Origin of the sequence: Nonomuraea sp. NPDC052634 (genome assembly GCF_040678535.1) — a bacterium.
In the GTDB taxonomy this organism is placed as follows: domain Bacteria; phylum Actinomycetota; class Actinomycetes; order Streptosporangiales; family Streptosporangiaceae; genus Nonomuraea; species Nonomuraea fastidiosa.
The window spans coordinates 34,349-55,453 of record NZ_JBFATY010000009.1; the positions used below are offsets into that span (position 1 = coordinate 34,349).

The following is a 21,105-nucleotide window of genomic DNA, read 5'->3' on the forward strand; positions in this document are numbered from 1 at the left end:
ACTGCGTGACTGGCCGTAGCTCGTTCTTGATCGTCGCGAACCGATTGCCGGTGGACCGCACGATCGAACCCGACGGAACGGCCTCGTGGCGCAGGAGTCCTGGCGGGCTCGTCACCGCGATCGCCCCGGTGATGCAGCGCCGCCACGGAGCCTGGGCCGGCTGGCACGGTGCACCAGACGAGAAGCTCGAACCCTTCCAGCAGGACGGGATGAACCTCATCCCCATCCCGCTGTCCGCCCGCGAGGTGGAGCTGTACTACGAGGGCTTCTCGAACGCCACTCTGTGGCCGCTCTACCACGACGTCGTGGCGACGCCTGTCTTCGACAGGCAGATGTGGGAGGCGTACCAGTCCGTCAACCAGCGCTTCGCCGAGGCCGCCGCGGAGGCGGCCGAGGAGGGCGCCGTCGTCTGGGTGCAGGACTACCAGCTCCAGCTCGTGCCCGCCATGCTGCGCCGTTTGCGGCCCGACCTGCGCATCGGGTTCTTCTTGCACATCCCCTTCCCGCCCACCGAGCTGTTCTGGCGGCTGCCCTGGCGCAAGGACATCGTCGAAGGCCTGCTCGGCGCCGACCTGGTGGGCTTCCAGCTGCCCGGCGGCGCGTCGAACTTCCGCCGGCTGTGCCGCCGGCTGCTCGGGCTGCCGTACAAGGGGAACGAGATCTTCCTTGACGACCGCATTGTCACCACGCAGGCGTTCCCGATCTCGGTGGACTTCGCGCACCTCGACGCGCTCGTACGCGAGCCGCACATCGTGGCCAGGGCCAAGGAGATCAGGATCGAGCTGGGCGAGCCCGAGCACGTGCTGCTCGGCGTGGACCGCCTCGACTACACCAAGGGCATCGGGCAGCGCCTCGAAGGCTTCGGCGAGCTGCTGAAGGACGGGCGGCTGCGGCCGGGCGAGGCGGTGTTCGTACAGATCGCCACGCCCAGCAGGGAGCGCGTGGACGAGTACCGCAAGCTCCGCGACGACATCGAGCTGCAGGTCGGGCGGATCAACGGCGAGCACGCCCAGCTCGGCTACCAGCCCATCTGGTACTTCCACCAGTCCTACAACCAGGAGGAGCTGGCCGCGCTCTACCTCGCCGCCGACGTCATGGTCGTCACGCCCTTGCGCGACGGCATGAACCTCGTCGCCAAGGAGTACATCTCCTGCCACCACGACCTGCAGGGCGCGCTGGTGCTGAGCGAGTTCACCGGGGCGGCCGACGAGCTGCGGCAGTCGTACCTCGTCAACCCGTACGACGTGGAGGACATCAAGCGGCAGTTGCTGAACGCCATGCGGGCCACGCCGCACGAGCTGGCCCGGCGGATGCGGACGATGCGCCGCCGGGTCGCCACCTACGACGTGGACCGCTGGGCGAACGAATTCCTCACTGCCCTGGAGTCACCTGCTTCAGCGACTTCCACGCGTCGTAGCGCTTCTTGGCGGTCCGGTTGACCACGATCTGCGCCACCGACATGCCCACCCCCATGACGACGGCGTAGCCGATCGCCTCGCCGAGGCTGACCTCGGGTGATTCGGTGTCGACGGGCGGCTCCTTGCCGGTCGCCTTCGTCCAGGCGAAACCCAGGATCTTGCGGGCCGCCCACGCCGTCACCAGACCCACCAGGCCGCCGATGACGCGCCAGGCGATATCTGGCTTCTCCTCCGCCATGTCGCTCTCCCTTCCCCTTTGTAACGAACACTAGTCTCTACCGCTTGCCGGGCCCGCGAAGCCGTACCATAAGGAGGCATGACTCAACAGCGACTACGCCGTCCCTCCATGCCCCAAAAGCCGACTCTCGACGGCTTGGAGCAGGTATGGGTAGCTCGCTGGGACGAAGAGGGCACCTACCGCTTCGACCGGTCCGCCTCGCGTGAGCAGATCTATGCCATCGACACGCCGCCCCCGACCGTGTCGGGCTCGCTGCACATCGGTCACATCTTCTCCTACACCCACACCGACATCATGGCGCGCTACCAGCGCATGCTCGGCAAGTCGGTGTTCTACCCGCTCGGCTGGGACGACAACGGCCTGCCGACCGAGCGCCGGGTGCAGAACGTCTACGGCGTGCGCTGCGACCCGTCGCTGCCCTACGACCCCGACTTCGTGCCGCCGGAGAAGCCCGGCAAGCGGGAGATCTCCATCTCCCGGCGCAACTTCGTGGAGCTGTGCCACAAGCTGACCGCCATCGACGAGCAGGCGTTCGAGGAGGTGTGGAAGCGCATCGGCCTGTCGGTCGACTGGTCGCTGCTCTACACCACGATCAGCGACGAGGCGCGGGCGGTCTCGCAGCGGGCGTTCCTGCGCAACCTGCTGCGCGGCGAGGCGTACCTCGCCGAGGCCCCGACGCTGTGGGATGTCACGTTCCGCACCGCGGTCGCCCAGGCCGAGCTGGAGGACCGCGAGTGGCCGGGCGCGTTCCACAAGATCTCCTTCTACGGCGAGAAGGGCTCGGTCTACATCGAGACCACCAGGCCGGAGCTGATCCCCGCCTGCGTGGCGCTGGTGGCCCATCCCGATGACGAGCGTTACAAGGACCTGTTCGGCACCTCCGTGCTGACCCCGATCTTCGGTGTCGAGGTGCCGGTGCTCGCCCACCGCCTGGCCGAGCCCGACAAGGGCACCGGCATCGCGATGATCTGCACGTTCGGCGACGTCACCGACGTCACCTGGTGGCGCGAGCTGCACCTGCCCACCCGGCCGGTCATCGGCTGGGACGGCCGGCTGCTGCCCGAGCCGCCCGAGGGCGTCGATCCCGGGCCGTACAAGGAGCTGGCCGGCAAGACCGTCCACAGCGCCCGCGAGCGCATCGTGGAGATGCTGCGCGAGTCGGGCGACCTGGTGGGCGAGCCCAGGCCGGTCAAGCGCACGGTGAAGTTCTACGAGCGCGGCGACAAGCCCCTTGAGATCGTCACCACCCGCCAGTGGTACATCCGCAACGGCGGCCGCGACGAGGAGCTGCGCCGCCGGCTGCTGGAGCGCGGACGCGAGCTCAACTGGCACCCGCCGCACATGCGGGTCCGCTACGACAACTGGGTCGAGGGGCTCACCAGCGACTGGCTGATCTCCCGCCAGCGCTTCTTCGGCGTGCCCTTCCCGGTGTGGTATCCGATCGACGAGAACGGCCAGCCCGTCCACGACGCGCCGATCCTGCCCACCGAGGACATGCTGCCCGTCGACCCGTCGTCCGACGTGCCGCCCGGCTACACCGAGGAGCAGCGCGGCGTGCCCGGCGGGTTCATGGCCGACCCCGACGTCATGGACACCTGGGCCACCTCGTCGCTCACCCCGCAGATCGCCGGGCGATGGGGCACCGACGACGACCTGTTCAAGCGGGTGTTCCCCGCCGACCTGCGGCCCCAGGCCCACGAGATCATCCGCACCTGGCTGTTCTCGACCGTGGTGAGGTCCCACTACGAGTTCGGCGAGGTGCCCTGGAGCGACGTGGCCATCTCGGGGTGGATCCTCGACCCCGACCGCAAGAAGATGTCCAAGTCCAAGGGCAACGTCGTCACGCCGCTCGACCTGCTCGACAGGCACGGCTCCGACGCGGTGCGCTACTGGGCGGCCAACGGCCGCTACGGTGTCGACACGGCCTTCGACCCGGGGCAGCTCAAGATCGGGCGGCGGCTCGCCATCAAGATCCTCAACGCCTCGAAGTTCGTGCTCGGCCTGGCCGAGAGCGACGGCGAGGTCACCGAGCCGCTCGACCTGTCGATGCTGGCGGCGCTGGCCGACACCGTGCGCGAGGCCACCGAGGCGTTCGAGTCCTACGACCACACCAGGGCCATCGAGGTCGTCGAGCGCTTCTTCTGGGCGTTCTGCGACGACTACCTGGAGCTGGTCAAGGCGCGGGCGTACGAGTCGGGTCCCGCCTCCGCCTCGGCGCACGCGGCGCTGCGGCGGGCGCTCGACGTGCTGCTGCGGCTGTTCGCGCCGTTCCTGCCGTTCGTCACGGAAGAGGTCTGGTCGTGGTGGCGCGAGGGCTCGGTCCACCGCGCCTCCTGGCCGGTCGCCGAGCGCGGCACCGGCGATCCCGCCGTGCTGGCCGTCGCCTCCGACGTGCTGGCGCAGGTGCGCAAGGCCAAGTCCGAGGCCAAGCTGTCGATGCGCGCCGAGGTGTCGCGGCTGTCGGTGTGGACGCCCGACGTCGAGCTGCTCAAGCAGGCCCAGGACGACGTGTGCGCGGCGGGCAACGTCGAGGAGTTCGTGCTCGATCACGGCGAGCAGCTCAAGGTCGAGGTGGACCTGTCGGCGCCCGAGCCCGTCGCACAGCCCGAGTCCGCCTGACGGCCCGAGTCCGTCTGACGGCCCGAGTCCGACTCGAAGGCCGTCTCAGGCGCCGGCCCCGGGCCCGGCTTCTCGCCGGCCGGGGCCGGCGTCCCTGGTGACGTCTCTGTGGACGGCGACGAAGAGCGAGTAGGCAGCGCCGTCCGCCGGTGGCGGGCGGTCGCGGAAGTCGTCGATCACCTCGCGCAGCCGCCGCCACAGCTCCGCGTGGTCCTCCTCGGTGAGCCGCACGCCGAGCCTGGCGAACTCGCCCTCCGCGACGTCGATCAGCCGCACCTCCTCCAGGAACGCGCCGAGCATGGCCGCGTTCGCGCCGGTCACGCCGCTCTCGCAGACGTCCATCTCCCACGTCTTGCCGGTGGTGCGGTAGGGGATCTCCGTCGAGCCGCGCGGGCCGGGGCGGCGGGGCTCGGCCGCCAGGAAGCCCGTCTCCACGAGCTTGCGCACATGGTGCAGCGTCGTGGCGGGGTTCGCGCCCAGCCGGCCCGCGATCTCCTTGTTGGTCAGCGCCTCGTCCAGGCAGAGCCGCAGAATGCGCAGGCGCGTCGCGGAGGCCAGTGCGCGGGCCTCCGTCTCGGTGGCGGGGCGGCGTTGGGTGGCCATGGCAGGTCACTCTATTACCGGGTGACTCTCCGCCTATCCCTCCACACCTGGATGAAGTCGGCATTCCGCTAGCGGTAGTCGCACACCCCCGTCGGGAAGATCTGCTTCAGCCGGGCCCGCTGCTCGGCGGTGGGCTTCCAGGAGCCGTACAGGCCCTTCGCGATCGCCCGCTCGACCGGCTGCAGGCGGCACTTGAAGACGCCGCCCTCGATCGGGCCGCCCGCCACCGTGCGCGAGGTGCCGTACAGGGGGAAGCGCTTGGTGCACGCCCCAGGGGCGCGGTGGTCGAGCACGCCGTCCCAGACGTGCGGACCCGCGGCGATCTCGGTGCCGTCGGTGGCGAAGCAGCGGTCCACGGCCTTGGGCGGCTTGTTGCCGATCACGCCGCGTGACGGATGCCTGCGGATGTTCGCCATCCACTGGTCGATCACCTTGAGCGCCTCCGGCGTCTGGTCGAACTCGGGCCCGTCCGGACGCGCGTCGGTGAACCAGACGACCTGGTTGCCCGCCTGGCCGTCGTGGTTCAGCATGCGCTTCCTGGCGGCGAACGACTGGTGCGCGTTGTGCATGTCCAGCTCCTCCTCCAGGTAGTGGCGCCAGTCGATCACCGGGATGTCGATGTCGCCGCCGAACACCAGGCCGCTGCGCAGCACGTTCCTGATCGCCGCCGGGTCGCCGGTGCGGCGCGGCGCCGGGTCGCCCTGGTGGGCGTTGCGCGCGCTCCACGGGTCGAAGTCGGCGGGACAGACCGAGGGCACGAACGGGCAGCCCTCCTGCACCATGTCCTTCGCCTCCTTCCACGAGCCCACGCGCGCGTTGAGGTCCAGGAACTCCTCCGGCGTCAGCACGCCGTCCCTGAGCGCCTTGAAGCCGTACTGGACGCCCACGTTGTCCCACGTCGAGCGGGCGTAGCCGTGCTCGTCCACGCCGTAGACGGTGCGCAGGTCGTCCCAGTGCGTCCACTGCACGGTGTCCTTGACGCCCGGCGGGTCCATGCGCTCCCACTCGGGGTCGTTGTTCGACGTCCACAGCGGGTTCATGGTCAGCGGGGTCAGGCCGCGCCAGCCGTTCACGCACTCGTCGGAGCCGGGCTTTCCGGTGTACGGGTTCGCGACCGTGTCGCTCGCGTTCATGCCGATGAGCGCCGTGCGGTCGTCCCACTTCGCCCAGCGCGGATGGGCGTCCATGTAGCGTTCGAGCAGCTCGCAGTCGCCCACGTGGATGGTCTGGGTGACCATGTCCGGATACGAGTACTGCGGGATCGCGGCGTCGATGATCCGGGTGCCGTGGTTCTGGGCATAGATGTACTGCTGGATCGCGCCGCCCGACGCGCCCACGCCCACCGTGTAGAGCGGCGGGCCGTACCGCTCGATGAAGCGCTCCTTGACCATCAGGGCCGTCTCGCCGCCCAGGATCAGGTTGTAGTGCGTGTTCGTACGGGTGCCGGACGAGTACATGATCGCGTAGCCCTGGCCGAGCTGGTACGCGTCCAGCGCGCCGCCGCCGATCGTGCCCTGGTCGTGGCCGATCGCCACGCCGCCGTCGAACCGGTAGACCGCCCGGCCGGTCCAGCCGTCCTCCAGCATCGCGATCGAGTACAGGAAGCGGTTGATGACGCCGCGCTCGCGCTTGACGACGAAGTCGACCGTGCGGCCGTCAGGCAGCGTCGTCGTCGCCATGTCGGCGGGCCGCTCGGCGGGCATCGGCTTGAACGTGCCGTCCGTCGAGCGATAGAGGCGGTCGGTCACCGTCGGCGCGAAGCAGTCCTTGCTCCAGCCGCCCTCGACCCGCATGCCCTGGCCGTCCTGGTTGTCGGCGACGGGCGGGCCGAGGCCGCTGCGCTCCGTCTTGCATAAGAACGGGTACTGGTGCGGGCCCGAGAAGATCGGGCCCTCGATGGGGTGGTTGCGTAAGCGGATGCTCGTGCGGTGGTGGCCCGCGACGGCCGTGATCGTGTTCTCCCCGATCCGCAGGCCGGTCACCAGGCCCGTACGGCTCTTGCCGGTACGGGTGAACGCCGCCGTGACGTCCTCGCCGTTGCGCAGCACCCTGATCTTCGCGTCTCCGTGCACCCTGATGAGGGCGTCGCCGCCGCTGACCTGGTCGGGGCGGCTGGACAGCACCTCCAGCGCCGGCCGGGCGGCTTCGGACGCCTGCCCTGCGGCGGAGGCGGTGGCAGAGGCGGAGGCCGGGGTGGCGACGAGGCAGGACGCGAGCATGGCGAGGATCACCGGAGCCTTCATCATGGTCACGACGGTGACACGGCCCCGCCCGCTTGCACAGACCCGATCTTGCCGCCGTGCGGAGCCGCGCCGGCCGCGTGCGCGTACGCGCGGGGGCTGCGCTGAGCGTGTGCGTGCGTGTATGCGAGGGCCGCGTTGATCGCGTGCGCGCGTACGTGCTGGGAGGCGCTGATCGTGTGGCGCGTGTCGCACGGGCGTGCATGGGGCCGTGGCCGCGGCTCGTGGGCGATTTCGCTCACAGCGGTCGGGGCGATATCCGCGCGCGTCACGGGCCCGGACATGCCAGTCTGGAACACGTGCTGCCCGACCGCCCAACCAAGCTCGTGCCGCCCGTGCTGGCCAGGATGGCCGCATGGTCCGGTTGCCTGATCCTCGTCGGCGTGGTCGTCTACTTCATCGTCCAGGCCATCGCACGCCTGGCGTTCGTGGCGCTGCCCGTGGCGATCGCGCTCCTGCTGACCGCGCTGCTGTTCCCGCTCACCAAGAGCCTGCGCAACGCCGGCATGCGGCCCATCTACGCCACCTGGATCACCATGCTGGTCGCGCTGGCCGTGCTCGTCGGCACGGGATGGCTGGTCGGGGCGCGGGCGAGCGAGGAGTTCCCCGGCCTGGTCAGCCAGGTCCAGGAGACCGCGAGGACCGTGCAGGAGTGGCTGATCACCGGGCCGCTCCACCTCGAAGAGGCGCAGATCACCGACTACGTCGACGAGATCGCCGCCATGGTCAACGAGCAGCGCACCGCCATCACCGGCACCGTGCTGTCGGCCGGCGCGGTCGCCATCGAGGTGCTCGCGTCCATCGTGCTGCTGCTGTTCGTGACGTTCTTCTTGCTCAAGGACGGCGATCGCATCTGGGTCTGGTTCCTGAAGGCGTTCGGCTCGGTGGCGCCCAGGGTCGACCGCGCCGGGAGGGCCGCCTGGACCACGCTCTCGCACTACGTCCAGGGCACCGTGGCGGTGGCCGCCGTGCACGGGCTCATCATGGGCGTCGTGCTCGCCGGCATGGGCGTGCCGCTGTGGGCGCCACTGGCGGTGATCATCTTCTTCGCCAGCTTCATCCCCATCGTCGGCATCTTCTTCGCCGGCACCGTCGCCACCCTGGTCACCCTGGGCGCCAAGGGGCTCGTCTACGCGCTGATCTTCCTCGGCATCCTCATCGTGGAGCAGCAGCTCGAAAACCACGTTCTCCAGCCGCTGATCGTGGGCCGGGCGCTGCACTTCCACCCGCTGGCCATCATCCTCGTGCTGTCCGTGGGCGGCGTCCTGGCCGGCATCGCGGGCGCCGCCGTGGCGGTCCCGGTCGCGGCCGTCATCTACCGCGCCCTGCCTGAGCTCCGCCACAAGCCGCCGGAGCTGCCCCCGGGCCACGACGACTCCACGGCCCCACCGGGCTCACGCCCACCCGGCGACACCCCCGACCGCCACGGTGACGGTGGGGGTCCTTCCGGCGGTGACGGCGACGACTGGGGCCGCCCTGATGACAGCGACGACTGGGGCCGTCCTGATGACGGTGACGACGCTGGTCGTGACCGCCGTGGTGACGGCGGCGGCACTCGTGGCCGTCGCGGCGGTGGTGGCGGTGGTGGCCGTCGCGGGGGTGGTGGCGGTGCTCACGGCGGCCGTATTGACGGTGGCGAGCGGCGAGACGCCGTCCTCGCACGAGACGACAGCTCCTCGCCCGACGGCGACGCCCGCAGCGACGCAGGACAGGACGGCCGTGCTGCGCAGGCGGAGGATGCTATGCAGACGAGCGGCGCTGGGCACGCCAGCGGTGCTGTGTAGGCGAGCGGTGCCGTGCAGGCAGGCGGTGCTGTGCGCGCGGTCGGTGCTAAGGCCGGTGCGGTGGCGAGGCGCGGATGGCCGTGCGTCTCGCGATGGGCGCGATGCGGGAAGCGACACCCGCGATGCCGGGAGCGACGTCACCGGCCCTGGTGCCCCCGGCCCTGGTGCGGAGGTCGCCTCTTCCCGTGCATAGTCCTCGGGGATCTTCCCGTGCGTAGCCTCGGGCGGCCGTTCGGTGCGAAGCGGCGTGACCCGGGAGCGGCGACTCAGGCGTCTCGGGCGCGAGCGGCTTTCCACGTGAGCCGTCCGCCGGGCGGAGGGCGGTTTGCACGGTGGCCGTCGGCGGTCGGCGCGCGCTGGCCGGGTCGTGCAAGCCGTCCGTCAGGTGGAGGGCGGTTTGCCGCGTGCGGGGTTCCCTGGGAGCGGGGAGGGCGCGGGTGGGCTGGTCGCGTGGTTCGGGTGGTGGCGGTACGGAGTAACCTCATCACCCGTGACGCGTTCCTCCCTCACCACTCCGCCGCCCGGCGCAGAACGCCCGGAGGCGCCGCCGGGGGCGCCCGCGCCGGGCACCGTCCTGGGCTCCCACTACGGCCGGTGTTTCGGATGCGGCAGCGAGCACCCGACGGGGCTGCACCTGAAGGCCAGGACGCCCGACGGTGCGACCGTCGAGGCCGAGTTCACGGTGGGGGAGGCGCATCAGGGCGCGCCGAAGCTGGCGCACGGCGGTGTGCTGGCGACCGCGATGGACGAGGTCATCGGTATGTCCGTCTACCTGTTCCGCAAGCCTTATGTGACGGGACGGCTGGAGACCGACTACCTCCTCCCCGTTCCCGTGGGCACGACACTCCACCTGCGTGCCTGGTGCAACGGCATCGTGGGCAGGAAGGCGTACCTTGAGGCTGAGGGGCGCATCGGCGCTCCAGACGGACCGGTCGCCGTCCGCGCGGCAGCGCTGTTCATCGAGGTGAACATGGAGCACTTCGCCGAGCACGGCGATCTGGCCGCCATCGAGGTCGAACATCCGGACTACGAGGTGAATCCTTGAGCAGCAGAGTAGAGGTCCTCATCCAGCGGCTCGACAGCGAGCTGCCGATGCCGTCGTACGCGCACGCGGGCGACGCCGGCGCCGACCTCTACGCGGCCGAGGACGTGGAGCTGAAGCCCGGCGAGCGCGCCGTGGTCGGCACGGGCGTGGCGATCGCGCTGCCCGACGGCTACGCGGCGTTCGTCCATCCGCGGTCCGGCCTGGCGGCCAAGCACGGGGTCACGCTCGTCAACGCGCCCGGCACGGTCGACGCCGGCTACCGGGGCGAGATCAAGGTGACGTTGATCAACACCGACGCCAAGGAGCCGTTCCGGCTGCGCCGGGGCGACCGCGTGGCGCAGCTCGTCGTGCAGCGCGTGGAGCGGGCCGCCTTCTACGAGGTGGAGCGCCTGCCGGGTTCCGTACGCGGCGCGAACGGGTTCGGGTCCACAGGGCGTTGACCGGTGCGGGGCCCGAGACGGGGCCCGGAGATGGTCGTCAGACGTACAACGGGCCGGCCGGCCCGATGAACAGGGAGAGTGAGGAACGTGTTCCGACGTCGTCGTCGACGTGAGCAGCCGGAGCCGGTGGTCGAGCAGGAGCCCGCGCCGCCGATGCGTGAGTCCGGCCCGTGGGACGCCGACGAGCCACATCCGGACAACGACCGCATCGACCTGGGCGGTCTGCGACTGCCGCACAACCCTGACTTCGACGTGCGGCTGGCCTCCGTCGGAGACCAGCACGTCGGCGTGGTCGTCCTGTACGACGAGAGCTCGCTGCAGCTGCAGGCGCTGGCCGCGCCGCGCAGCATGGACCTGTGGGACGAGATCAGAACGAAGATCGCCGGCCAGGCTGGTCACCTGCAGGAGCAGGAGGGCCCGTTCGGCACGGAGCTGAGCGGCGAGATGCGGGTCGACGGCGGCAGCAGGCCGGCCCGCTACATCGGCATCGACGGGCCCCGCTGGTTCCTGCTCGCGGTCATCTCGGGCAAGGCGGCGGTCGATGACGCGACGGCCGAGGCGTTCCACGAGTTCATCAAGGACGTCGTGGTCGTCAGGGGTGACGAGCCGATGGCGCGGGAGGAGCCGATCCCGCTGCGCCGCCCCAACGACCCGAGCCGCCAGGAGACGGCCGAGCGGTCGAGGTTCAACCCGTACAAGCGAGGGCCTGAAATCAGCGAGATTCGCTAGCGGCCGACATCACATAGGCTGAGGCATCATGGGTACGGCAGAGCCCCCCAAACGCGGGGGATTGCGCGGGTTCTTCAGCCGGCTGGCCTCCCCCCAGTCAGAGATCGAGGCCCGCGAGCTGCGGGAGGACGCCGACGAGGTCGGCGCCACTCCGATCGTCTCGTGTGGCGGCCGCCGCCGCTTCTGCGTGGCGGGTACGCTACGTACGGTGACACTGCGTCCGAGAGGCGGTGCTCCTGCTCTCGAGGCCGAGCTCTATGACGGGTCCGACGTCATCGACCTGGTCTGGCTCGGCCGCCGCAAGATCGCGGGCATCGAGCCGGGCCGCACGGTCAAGGCCGAGGGCCTGGTCAGCATGCAGGACGGGCGCAAGGTGATGTTCAATCCGCGTTACGAGCTGCGGCCAGGGAGTTGATCAGGTGAGTGCCGAGGCGGAAGAGGTCGCCCACGACACCGTGGAAGCGGCGGTTCGAGCACAGCTGGCGAAGGCGCTCGGCGGTGTCCGGGGCATCATCGAGGCGGCGGTGCCGACGATCGCGTTCACTTTGTCGTGGATCTTCAGCGAGGATCTGAAGCTGTCGCTGATCATCAGTATCTCGCTGTCGGTGTTGTTGCTGCTCGTACGGCTGCTGCAGAGGTCCACGCCGCAGTTCGTGATCAACAGTCTGATCGGCATCGCGATCGGTGCGTTCTTCGCCAGCCGTACGGGCGACGCGAAAGACTACTTCCTGCCCGGCATCCTCTACAACGCCGGCTACGCCGTGGTGATGCTGATCTCCATCGTGACCCGGTGGCCGATCGTCGGATTCCTCATCGGCTCGGTCACGGGCGACCCGACGGGCTGGCACAAAGACCCGGGCATCGTGAAGCTGTGCACGCGGCTGACCTGGCTGCTGATGCTGCCGTGCGCGATCCGGGTGGCCGTGCAGGGGCCGGTCTACCTGTTCGGCGGCGGTGACCAGGCGGTCGCCGCGCTCGGCTTCGCCAAGATCATCATGGGGTGGCCGTTGCAGGTGGCGGCGCTGGCGGCCATGGTCTGGGTGCTCGGCCGCGGCCGCACCCCGGTCAAGCCTCCGGTCGCCCCCGCCTGACCCCTCCGGCCTCGGCCGGTACGGGACAGTACAAGACGGCACAAGACGTACGAACCTGGCCTGAGCTTCGGCCCGTACCCCGCCCGAGTGGAGGACCGGCGGGGTGCGGGCCGCACCCATGTGAGCAGAGTGTGCCCGGTAGGGCGGGGGCTGCGCCCGGGAGAGGCTGGAGCGCGGGGCTGCGCCCGGGAGGGGCCGGAGTGCGGGGCTGCGCCCGGGAGGGGCCGGAGTGCGGGGCTGCGCCCGGGAGGGGCCGGAGTGCGGGGCTGCGCCCGGTGAGCCGGGACGCGTCTGCCGCGGCTGTGGGACGCGTCTGCCGCGCCCCACGGCAGACGCGTGCGGGTCAGCGGTCGTCGTGTTCGGGGTCGAAGGCGGTGGGCTCGGCGGGCAGCGTGTAGCGGGCGGCGATCAGGTCGGCCATCCGCCGCCGCGTCTCGCCTGGGTCTGCGGCCTCGTCCCCCTCCAGCGCCGCCGCCTCCTCGGCCAGCTCGGCGTCGCCGAGACTCTCGCGTATCCACGTCGAGTAGTCGCCGCGCCGCAGGTGGTGCAGCCAGGTGTCGTCGTCCACGCCCTCGCTCAGCTCCACGAACGTGTGCAGGTTCCTGGCCCGCAGCCGCAGCCGCTGCTCCGGCCCGGTGAAGTAGAAGCTCTTGTCCTTGGACATGGTGCCGGCGGCGTACTTGCGGCGGTGCCGGGTGCGTTCGACGCGGGCGGGCGCCAGGGTGAGCCGCCGGGCGGAGCCGGTGCCGTCGAGCCACAGCGCGATGTCGCCGGACGCGCCGGTCACCGGGGGCGCGTCGAGCCCGCGCGCGGTGGCGAACGCGGCGAGCGAGTTCTCCGGGTTCTTGCCGACCGCGACGGTGCTGTTGACCATGCGCAGCGCGGCCGGGCTGAGCGCGTCGGGATGCACGGTGATCATCAGTACCGAGCCGAGGTCGCCGGGGCTCTGCAGCGGCACGTGGCGGACCTCGGCGGGCATGAGGTGGTGCGCCTCGTCGAGGATGAGCCAGTGCGGGTGCCCGAGCCTGGCGCGCAGGCCGGCGACGCGGGGCAGCAGCTCGGCGAAGTACGCGGGCCGGTCGCGCAGCTGCAGGCCGATGAGGTTGATGACGACGCTGTGGGCGGGGTGCTCCAGCGTGTGCAGGACCTCGTCGATGGCGGGCACCCGGTCGGGGTCGCCGAGTACGGTCACGCCCGGATATTCGGCGTAGTCGCCTTCGGGGTCCACGATGACGCACTGGTAGCCGTCGCCGACGAGCCGTTCGAGCAGCGCGGTGGTGACGGTGGACTTGCCGCTGCCGGAGGGCCCGGCGACCAGCAGGCCCAGCCCGTACGTCGGCAGCCGCACCTCGGCGCCGTCGTCGTGGCCGAGCAGCACGTGGTGACGGGCGAGTTCGAGGCCGTCGAGGTCGCCCGCCAGCAGCTTGCCGGCCAGCTCGGCCACCCCCTGCCCGGCCGCACCGTCGAGGGCCAGGTCGCAGGACTCCCTGAGCGCGGGCGTGGCGTTGGCCACGGCGGCCCCGCACTCGGCGACGCTCAGGAACGCGTGGTCGTTCTCGCCGTCGCCGACCGCGACCGTGCCGTGCCGTGACAGGCCGAGCCGGTCGAGTGCGGCGGCCAGGCCGCTGGCCTTGTTGACACCGGGCGGCAGCACCATGACCGCGCCCTTGTTGTAGATGACCTGCAGCTCCAGGCCCAGCTCGCGGATGGCTTCGAGGACCGTCACGTCGTGCGGTTCGCGGGTGGCCACCACGACCTGGCCGACGCCGAGCGGGGTGACGCCCGCAGCGCGCAGGCGCTCGGCGAGCTCGGGCGGCGGGGGCGTGGCCAGGGCGTCGCAGGTGCGCTGGTGCGGGTCGTACAGCAGCCCGCCGTTCTCGGCCACGATCAGGTCGAACAGGGCGGGGTGCGGGAAGACCGACAGCAGGTCGTCCAGCTCGCGGCCGGTGACCAGCAGCAGCTTGATCCCGGCCTTGGACAGGCGTTCGAGCGCCGCTATGGCCTCCTCGTCCGCCTGGCCGCCCCTGGCGAGGGTCTCGTCGTAGTCGGTGGCCAGCACGTTGTAGCGCATGGCCCTGCCCTACCCGCTCAAAGGTAAAGATCTCCGGGTGGAACGCTGAACCAGTCGATCCACTCTCGGGGGTACAAGCCTGGCGAACATTCGCCTCTTACTTATCGGGGGACCGCCATGTACAGATGCGCTATCGCCGCCGTCACCATGACCGCCGCGGCGCTGCTCCTCTCCACCACGCCCGCGATCGCCGCCACCTTCCAGGGGGCGGCTCACCCGTGCGGAACGGGTGTGACGGACGTGCTCAGGCTCAAGCCGTTCACGATCTGGACCACCGACGGCGGGTGCGCGACGGTGTGGTTCAAGCGCAAGCACGACCACCACCACAAGCACGTCGGCCTGTTCTGACGCGCGGGCCCGAGCGCGGGCCCGAGCGAGGGCCCGCGTGCGGCTAGTGCTGCGACAGGAGGTGGGCCAGCTCCTGCTCCACCTCCTGGCTGGCAACGAACAGCAACTCGTCTCCGGCCTCCAGCGGGTCGTCGGCGGTCGGCACCAGCACGCGGCCCTCGCGCAGGATCGCCACCAGCGCCGAGTCGGCGGGCCACGGCACCGAGCCGGCCCGCTGCCCCACCACCGGCGCGTCGTCGGCCAGCGTGAGCTCGACCAGGTTGGCCTGTCCTTGGCGGAACGTCATCAGCCGCACCAGGTCGCCGACGCTCACCGCCTCCTCCACCAGGGCGCTGAGCAGGCGCGGCGTCGAGACCGCGACGTCGACGCCCCACGACTCGTTGAACAGCCACTCGTTGTTGGGGTGGTTGATGCGGGCGACCACGCGCGGCACGCCGTACTCGGTCTTGGCGAGCAGCGACACCACGAGGTTGACCTTGTCGTCGCCGGACGCGGCCACCACGACGTGGCAGTTGTTGAGCCCGGCCTCGTCGAGCGAGGCGATCTCGCAGGCGTCGGCGAGCAGCCACTCGGCCCGCGGCACGCTGTCGATCTTGATGGCGTGGGGGTCGCTGTCGATGAGCAGCACCTCGTGGCCGTTCTCCAGCAGCTCGGCCGCGATGGAGCGGCCCACGGCGCCGGCTCCGGCGATGGCGACGCGCATCACTCATCCCCTTCCGGTGCGGCGGCGAGCACCTTGTTGATGCGATCCATGTCAGACTCGGCGGCGATCACGTGCAGCACGTCGCCCTCCTGCACCACGGTGTCGGGGGAGATGGTCACGGCCTCGCCCATGCGGTTGATGAAGGCGGCGCGGGTGCGGGCGCGCTCCTCCAGGTCGGTGACGCGGGTGCCGATCCACGCGGGGTTGACGACGACCTCGGCCAGGACGACGGTGCCGGTCGGGTCGCGCCACAGCGGCTCGGCCCCTTCGGGCAGGATGCGGCGCATGATCTGGTCGGCCGTCCAGCGGACGGTGGCCACCGTCGGGATGCCGAGCCGCTGGTAGACCTCGGCGCGACGGGGGTCGTAGATGCGGGCCACGACGTTGTCGACGCCGAAGGTCTCGCGGGCGACCCGCGCGGAGATGATGTTGGAGTTGTCGCCGCTGGAGACCGCGACGTAGGCGGCGGCCGACTCGATGCCGGCCTCGATGAGCACGCCACGATCGAACCCGATGCCGGTCACCCGCCGCCCGCGGAACCCGGCACGCAGCCGGCGGAATGCCTGCGGGTCGCGATCGATGATGGCCACGGAATGCCCGCTGTCTTCGAGGATGTGCGCGAGGGTCGATCCGACCCGGCCACACCCCATGATCACAATATGCATTTCCCCCCGCATCTACGCGGTCGGCCGGTTGCTCGACACCAGTATGGCCCTCGGGGGGAGCACCTCGGGCCGGGCATCGGCCTGCGACTAGCATCTCGTTACGTGGCGAAGGTAACGGATCTTGTCAAACGCTTGCTCGTGGGGCGCGCCCTGCGAAGCGGGCAGCTCCACGAGCAACTTCTCCCCAAACGGATCGCGCTACCCGTCTTCGCGAGCGACGCGCTCTCGTCGGTCGCCTACGCGCCACAAGAGATCCTCGTCATCCTCTCCCTGGCGGGGGTCTCGTTCTATTCCTACAGCCCGTGGGTCGCCGCCGCGGTCGTGGTCGTGATGATCACGGTGGTGGCGTCGTACCGGCAGAACGTCCACGCCTACCCCAGCGGCGGCGGCGACTACGAGGTGGCCACCACCAACCTCGGCAGGAACGCCGGGCTCACCGTGGCCAGCGCCCTCATGGTCGACTACGTGCTGACCGTCGCGGTATCCGTCGCCAACGGCGTCGACTACGTCGGCGCGACCCTCCCGTTCGTCGCCCAGCACAAGCCGGCCGTCGCCATCGCCATCGTCATCCTGCTCACCGTGGTCAACCTGCGCGGCGTCCGCGAGTCCGGTGCCGCCTTCGCCATCCCCACATACGCGTTCATGGCCGCGATCCTGCTCCTGCTCGTCTGGGGCGGGTTCCGCACGCTGCTGCTGCACGAGCAGCTCCAGGCCCCGAGCGCGCACTTCACGGTCGAGCCCGAGCAGACCAACCTGACCGCCTTCGCCGCCGCGTTCCTGGTGCTGCGCGCGTTCTCGACCGGGTGCGCGGCGCTGACCGGCGTCGAGGCGATCAGCAACGGCGTGCCCGCGTTCCGCAAGCCCAAGAGCAAGAACGCGGCCTCCACGCTGCTGATGATGGGCCTGATCGCGATCACCATGTTCAGCGGCATCGTCGCGCTCGGCCTGGCCTCGGGGGTCAAGTTCGCCGAGCCGTCCGTCGTGGCCGAGGACCTGCTCAAACCGGACGGCACGCCGGTCGGCCCCGGCTACCACCAGCAGCCGATCATCTCTCAGGTGGCCGACGCGGTGTTCGGCGGCGGGTCGCTGCCCTTCGTGGTGATCTCGGCGGTGACGGCGCTGATCCTGTTCCTCGCCGCCAACACCGCGTTCAACGGCTTCCCCGTGCTCGGCTCGATCCTGGCCCAGGACCGCTTCCTGCCGCGCCAGCTCCACACCCGCGGCGACCGGCTGGCCTTCTCCAACGGCATCATCATCCTGGCGCTCGCCGCCTGCCTGCTGCTGTGGGGCTTCAAGGCCGACGTCAGCCGGCTGCTGAACCTGTACATCGTCGGCGTGTTCGTCTCGTTCACGCTCAGCCAGACCGGCATGGTCGTCCACTGGACCCGCCACCTGAAGACCGAGACCGACCCGGGCGTCCGCCACCAGATGCACCGCTCGCGGATGATCAACTTCGTCGGCGCGGTCATGACCGGCCTCGTGCTGATCGTCGTGCTGCTGACGAAGTTCCTGGTCGGGGCCTGGATCGTGGTGATCGCGATGCCGGTGCTCTTCCTCATGATGAAGGGCATCAGGCGTCACTACGACAACGTCGCGGCCGAGCTGGAGCTCACCGAGGACTACGACGCGTCCATGCTGCCCGCGCGCAACCACGCGATCGTGCTCGTCTCCAAGATCCACAAGCCGACCATGCGCGCCCTCGCCTACGCCCGCGCCACCCGGCCGTCCACGCTGGAGGCGGTCACGGTCGGCGTTGAGGGCGAGGAGGCGCGCAAGCTGCAGGAGGAGTGGGAGCGGCGCGGCATCCCAGTGCCGCTGAAGATGCTCGACTCGCCGTACCGGGAGATCACCCAGCCCGTCCTCGACTACGTCAAGACGCTGCGCAGGCGCTCGCCGCGCGACGTGGTGACGGTCTTCATCCCCGAGTACGTCGTCGGCCGCTGGTGGGAGCACCTGCTGCACAACCAGAGCGCGCTGCGGCTGAAGGCGCGCCTGCTGTTCAAGCCCGGCGTCATGGTGACCAGCGTGCCCTGGCAGCTCCACTCCTCCAACCGGCTCATCGGCAGGCCCGAGCCGTACGCGCCGGGCGCGGTGCGGCGGCCGGGGCACCGGACGCCAGGGCACCGGGAGAAGAGCCCTAGCTGAGCAGGGCGCGCAGCCGCCGGGTGTCGCCGGCGTCCCAGCCGGGCGGCGGGGCGACGGCGGCCCAGCCGTCCACGATGTTCGCGCCGTAGCGGTGGCCGTGGCCCGCGGGCACGTCGAGCGCGGTCGTCATGTCCACCAGCACCTGCCAGAACGTCACCAGCGGGAACCAGTTCATCTCCGGGTTGACCCCGGGCCCGCGCCTGCCCTCCAGCCAGGCGGGACGGTCGTAGATGAGCTCCGGCGACCACCACACGACCGGGTCGGTGGCGTTCTGCAGGTAGACCACGCGCGGGTGGCGCCACGGGGCCGGCGGCGTGGACAGGTCGCCCGGCCGCTGGGCGAACCTCGCCGTCTCGCCGTCGTCGTAGACCGGCCGCCACACGGGACTGCCCGGCTCGCGGTCGCTGGTCAGGCGGTGCCAGATGCGGTTGGCGTTGGGCGGGCCCACGAACATCGCGCCGTCCGCCTTCGCCGTCAGGTCGTCCAGGTCGCGGAAGCTCTCCTCCAACTGGTACGAGCCCAGGCTCTCACCTGACAGCAGCAGCTTGGGCCGCTTGCCGGCGGGCAGCCGCGCCCACCGCGCGCGCACCGCGTCGAACAGCGCCCGCCCCGCGGTCGCCGCCCTGTCCCTGTCGAGCAGGAACGACGCCCAGCTCGGCAGGTACGAGTACTGCATCGCGACCATGGCCGAGCTGCCGTTGTACATGTACTCCAGCGCGTCTGCGATGCGCGGATCGACCCACCCGGTGCCGGTGGTGCCCAGCACGGCCAGCACCCGGCGGCCGAACGCGCCCGTGCGCTCCAGCTCGCGCACCGCAAGGTCCGCCTGCGCGGTCAGTGACGAGGCGCTCTCCAGTCCGACGTACACCCTGATCGGCTGGACGGCGGGCCTGCCCGAGAAGGCCGACAGCTTCGACGGGGTGGCGGCCGAGGCGGTGAAGCGGCGTCCCTCGCGGCCCAGCGACTCCCACGAGACGAGCGAACCGGGGCCGCCGGAGACGTACGCGGAGGTGGGCCTGCGCACGCCCGGGTGGGTGCCCTCGTTCGCCACGGACGAGATGTCGTTGATCCGCGCCACGAACGCGTTGAACAGCACGTCGTTGGCGAACACGGTGACCGCGAGCCCGATCGCGATCACCCCCGCGACGTGGCCCAGGTAAGGCGGGACGAAGCGGTCGAGCCAGGCGTTCAGCTTCCGCCCGGCCAGGCGGACGAGCCGGGCCAGCAGCAGGGCCAGGAAGAAGAGCACGACCGTGAGCGCCAGGATCACCGGCGGGAACCAGGTGATGCGGGTGTCCATGCCCATGAGGGCCCGCAGGTCGCGCTGCCAGTCGTAGCTGTACCAGAGCGTCACCGCCGACAGCGCGGCGCAGCCCGCCAGCATGACCCGCCAGATGATCCGCCGCGCCCGCTCCGGCGGCCGGTAGCGGATCACCGCCCGGCCGAGCGCCCCCAGCGCGGCGCCCACGGCATAGCCGAGTATGGCGGTGACCGCGCCCATCACACCTTGGTACAGCCATGGCCTGGGCAGCAACGACGGCGTCAGCGAGGCGCAGGCGAACAGCGTGGCCAGCAGGGTGCCGCCGAAGCCGGGCCTCCGCCGTACCACTCTGTCCATGACCCCTTACAGTAAGCGCTCGCACCCGGCTGGGACGCTGCGGGCCTGGGCATAGGCTGTCTGCTGTGGAACAGGCAACTCTCGAGCTGACGGTAGGTCCGGTCGCCCACGGCGGCTGGTGTGTGGCGCGCCACGAAGGGCGCGTCGTGTTCGTACGGCACGCGCTGCCGGGCGAGCGGGTGATAGCCGCCGTCACCGAGGAGACCTCCCGCTTCCTGCGGGCCGACGCGATCGAGATCCTCGAAGCCTCACCCGACCGCGTGGTGCCGCCCTGCCCCTACGCCGGACCCGGGCGGTGCGGCGGCTGCGACTGGCAGCACGCCACCCTCGATGCGCAGCGCAGGCTCAAGGCCCAGGTCGTGGCCGAGCAGCTGCGCCGGCTCGCGGGCATCGAGCGCGAGGTCGTCGTCGAGGAGGTCCCAGGTGCCAAGGACGGGCTCGGCTGGCGCACGCGCGTGCAGTTCGCCGCCACCCCATCCGGCGAGCTGGGCTTCCGCAAGCACCGCTCACACGACATCCAGGTGATCGACGCCTGCCTGATCGCCCACCCCGAGGTGGAGGCGGTGGGCGCTCAGGACCACCGGTGGCCCGGCGCCGCCGTGGTCGAGGTCATCGCCTCATCCGGGGGCGAGCGCGCCGTCGTGGTCGCGCCCAGGCCGCGCCGCAGCGTGCCCGTGCCCGAGCTCGACGCGCCCGCCTCGATCCTGCTCGACCAGGGCAGGGGCCGCACGGTCGCGCGACGCGGCTCGGGGGTGCTGCACGAGCAGGTGGGCGACCGCGAGTTCCGGGTGGCGGGCAGCGGCTTCTGGCAGGTGCACCCGGGGGCGGCCGAGACGCTGCTCGACGCGGTGCTCGCCTACGCCGCGCCGGAGCCGGGGGAGTGGGCGCTCGACCTCTACTGCGGGGTCGGGCTGTTCGCCGCCGGGCTGGCCGAGGCCGTGGGCCCCGAGGGCGCGGTGTTCGGGCTGGAGTCGGAGGCGGCCGCCGTCCGCGACGCCCGCGCCAACCTGCGCGACCTGCCGCAGGCGCGCGTGGAGCGCGGGCGGGTCGAGGAGGCGCTCGACCGTTTCCAGATCGAGCGGGCCGACGTCGTCGTGGTGGACCCGCCGCGCGCCGGGCTCGGCCGCGAGGTGGTCGAGCGGGTCAGTGCGCTGGAGCCCTCGCGCATCGTGTACGTCTCCTGCGATCCCGCCACGCTCGCCCGCGACCTGGCCTGGTTCCGCGACCACGGCTACCCCCTGTCCGACCTGCGGGCCTTCGACGCGTTCCCGATGACCCACCACGTGGAATGCGTGGCGCTGCTCGTGCGGCAAGGCTGATCTTCACCGCGCCAATGTGACGCAGATCT

The 21,105-nt window shown here is 71.0% G+C and carries 18 protein-coding genes; 11 read left to right on the top strand and 7 right to left on the bottom strand.

What is annotated here, in order from left to right:
* The first annotated feature begins 5 nt into the window (after positions 1-5).
* A complete protein-coding gene (locus tag AB0K67_RS30630) occupies positions 6-1,439 on the top strand; it encodes a trehalose-6-phosphate synthase (protein ID WP_364067268.1) in 1,434 nt (477 codons plus the stop codon).
* Here the strand turns inward: AB0K67_RS30630 and AB0K67_RS30635 are convergent.
* A complete protein-coding gene (locus AB0K67_RS30635) occupies positions 1,372-1,656 on the bottom strand; it encodes a DUF4235 domain-containing protein (protein WP_364067270.1) in 285 nt (94 codons plus the stop codon). The genes AB0K67_RS30630 and AB0K67_RS30635 overlap by 68 nt on opposite strands.
* A gap of 108 nt (positions 1,657-1,764) precedes the next feature.
* On the opposite strand from AB0K67_RS30635, the gene valS reads away from it, so the two are divergent.
* Positions 1,765-4,275, top strand: coding sequence for a valine--tRNA ligase (valS, locus tag AB0K67_RS30640; RefSeq protein WP_364067686.1), 2,511 nt, complete (start codon positions 1,765-1,767; stop codon positions 4,273-4,275).
* Between the two features lie 45 nt (positions 4,276-4,320).
* Here the strand turns inward: valS and AB0K67_RS30645 are convergent, their stop codons facing one another.
* Positions 4,321-4,878 carry a winged helix-turn-helix domain-containing protein gene (locus AB0K67_RS30645; RefSeq protein WP_364067272.1) on the bottom strand — a complete coding sequence of 186 codons (558 nt, stop codon included), beginning with the start codon at positions 4,876-4,878 and terminating at the stop codon, positions 4,321-4,323.
* Positions 4,879-4,946: 68 nt separating this feature from the next.
* Positions 4,947-7,124, bottom strand: coding sequence for a DUF6351 family protein (locus AB0K67_RS30650; protein ID WP_364067274.1), 2,178 nt, complete (start codon positions 7,122-7,124; stop codon positions 4,947-4,949).
* Positions 7,125-7,417: 293 nt separating this feature from the next.
* On the opposite strand from AB0K67_RS30650, the gene AB0K67_RS30655 reads away from it, so the two are divergent.
* The 6 genes from AB0K67_RS30655 (at position 7,418) to AB0K67_RS30680 (ending at position 12,207) form a co-directional block, all read left to right on the top strand.
* Positions 7,418-8,902 (top strand): AI-2E family transporter, encoded by a 1,485-nt coding sequence (locus AB0K67_RS30655; protein ID WP_364067276.1) that lies wholly within the window; start codon positions 7,418-7,420, stop codon positions 8,900-8,902.
* Positions 8,903-9,392: 490 nt separating this feature from the next.
* Positions 9,393-9,947 (top strand): PaaI family thioesterase, encoded by a 555-nt coding sequence (locus AB0K67_RS30660; RefSeq protein ID WP_364067278.1) that lies wholly within the window; start codon positions 9,393-9,395, stop codon positions 9,945-9,947.
* Complete coding sequence (gene dut, locus AB0K67_RS30665) at positions 9,944-10,387, top strand: dUTP diphosphatase (RefSeq protein WP_364067280.1); 444 nt, start codon at positions 9,944-9,946, stop codon at positions 10,385-10,387. Before AB0K67_RS30660 ends, dut begins: the two co-directional genes overlap by 4 nt.
* An 87-nt stretch (positions 10,388-10,474) precedes the next feature.
* Positions 10,475-11,116 (top strand): DUF3710 domain-containing protein, encoded by a 642-nt coding sequence (locus tag AB0K67_RS30670; RefSeq protein ID WP_364067282.1) that lies wholly within the window; start codon positions 10,475-10,477, stop codon positions 11,114-11,116.
* 28 nt (positions 11,117-11,144) lie between these two features.
* Positions 11,145-11,531, top strand: coding sequence for an OB-fold nucleic acid binding domain-containing protein (locus AB0K67_RS30675; RefSeq protein ID WP_364067284.1), 387 nt, complete (start codon positions 11,145-11,147; stop codon positions 11,529-11,531).
* Positions 11,532-11,535: 4 nt separating this feature from the next.
* A complete protein-coding gene (locus AB0K67_RS30680) occupies positions 11,536-12,207 on the top strand; it encodes a DUF3159 domain-containing protein (RefSeq protein WP_364067286.1) in 672 nt (223 codons plus the stop codon).
* 343 nt (positions 12,208-12,550) lie between these two features.
* On the opposite strand, the gene AB0K67_RS30685 is transcribed toward AB0K67_RS30680, so the two are convergent.
* Positions 12,551-14,278, bottom strand: coding sequence for an HAD-IIB family hydrolase (locus AB0K67_RS30685; protein ID WP_364067288.1), 1,728 nt, complete (start codon positions 14,276-14,278; stop codon positions 12,551-12,553).
* 117 nt (positions 14,279-14,395) lie between these two features.
* Here AB0K67_RS30685 and AB0K67_RS30690 point away from each other — a divergent pair, with 117 nt between their 5' ends.
* The gene (locus AB0K67_RS30690; protein ID WP_364067290.1) at positions 14,396-14,626 is read left to right on the top strand and encodes a hypothetical protein; all 231 of its coding nucleotides are present in this window, start codon (positions 14,396-14,398) and stop codon (positions 14,624-14,626) included.
* 43 nt (positions 14,627-14,669) lie between these two features.
* Here the strand turns inward: AB0K67_RS30690 and AB0K67_RS30695 are convergent, their stop codons facing one another.
* Positions 14,670-15,329, bottom strand: a complete 660-nt coding sequence (locus tag AB0K67_RS30695) for a TrkA family potassium uptake protein (RefSeq protein WP_364067292.1) — start codon at positions 15,327-15,329, stop codon at positions 14,670-14,672.
* Complete coding sequence (locus AB0K67_RS30700) at positions 15,329-15,994, bottom strand: TrkA family potassium uptake protein (RefSeq protein ID WP_364067294.1); 666 nt, start codon at positions 15,992-15,994, stop codon at positions 15,329-15,331. Before AB0K67_RS30700 ends, AB0K67_RS30695 begins: the two co-directional genes overlap by 1 nt.
* A gap of 102 nt (positions 15,995-16,096) precedes the next feature.
* Between AB0K67_RS30700 and AB0K67_RS30705 the strand changes: the two genes are divergently transcribed.
* On the top strand, positions 16,097-18,139 hold the full coding sequence (locus tag AB0K67_RS30705) for an APC family permease (protein ID WP_364067296.1): 2,043 nt from the start codon (positions 16,097-16,099) through the stop codon (positions 18,137-18,139).
* Here the strand turns inward: AB0K67_RS30705 and AB0K67_RS30710 are convergent.
* Positions 18,132-19,757 carry an alpha/beta-hydrolase family protein gene (locus AB0K67_RS30710; RefSeq protein ID WP_364067298.1) on the bottom strand — a complete coding sequence of 542 codons (1,626 nt, stop codon included), beginning with the start codon at positions 19,755-19,757 and terminating at the stop codon, positions 18,132-18,134. The two genes, AB0K67_RS30705 and AB0K67_RS30710, sit on opposite strands and share 8 nt — an antisense overlap.
* Positions 19,758-19,822: 65 nt before the next feature.
* Between AB0K67_RS30710 and AB0K67_RS30715 the strand changes: the two genes are divergently transcribed.
* Positions 19,823-21,076 (top strand): class I SAM-dependent RNA methyltransferase, encoded by a 1,254-nt coding sequence (locus AB0K67_RS30715; RefSeq protein ID WP_364067300.1) that lies wholly within the window; start codon positions 19,823-19,825, stop codon positions 21,074-21,076.
* Positions 21,077-21,105: the final 29 nt, after the last annotated feature.

What these genes read in the sequence shown, in the direction of transcription:
- AB0K67_RS30635 (WP_364067270.1), bottom strand. Translation starts at nt 1,656, where the DNA reads ATGGCGGAGGAGAAGCCAGATATCGCCTGGCGCGTCATCGGCGGCCTG.
- valS (WP_364067686.1), top strand. Translation starts at nt 1,765, where the DNA reads ATGCCCCAAAAGCCGACTCTCGACGGCTTGGAGCAGGTATGGGTAGCT.
- AB0K67_RS30645 (WP_364067272.1), bottom strand. Translation starts at nt 4,878, where the DNA reads ATGGCCACCCAACGCCGCCCCGCCACCGAGACGGAGGCCCGCGCACTG.
- AB0K67_RS30650 (WP_364067274.1), bottom strand. Translation starts at nt 7,124, where the DNA reads ATGATGAAGGCTCCGGTGATCCTCGCCATGCTCGCGTCCTGCCTCGTC.
- AB0K67_RS30675 (WP_364067284.1), top strand. Translation starts at nt 11,145, where the DNA reads ATGGGTACGGCAGAGCCCCCCAAACGCGGGGGATTGCGCGGGTTCTTC.
- AB0K67_RS30685 (WP_364067288.1), bottom strand. Translation starts at nt 14,278, where the DNA reads ATGCGCTACAACGTGCTGGCCACCGACTACGACGAGACCCTCGCCAGG.
- AB0K67_RS30690 (WP_364067290.1), top strand. Translation starts at nt 14,396, where the DNA reads ATGTACAGATGCGCTATCGCCGCCGTCACCATGACCGCCGCGGCGCTG.
- AB0K67_RS30695 (WP_364067292.1), bottom strand. Translation starts at nt 15,329, where the DNA reads ATGCGCGTCGCCATCGCCGGAGCCGGCGCCGTGGGCCGCTCCATCGCG.
- AB0K67_RS30700 (WP_364067294.1), bottom strand. Translation starts at nt 15,994, where the DNA reads ATGCATATTGTGATCATGGGGTGTGGCCGGGTCGGATCGACCCTCGCG.
- AB0K67_RS30710 (WP_364067298.1), bottom strand. Translation starts at nt 19,757, where the DNA reads ATGGACAGAGTGGTACGGCGGAGGCCCGGCTTCGGCGGCACCCTGCTG.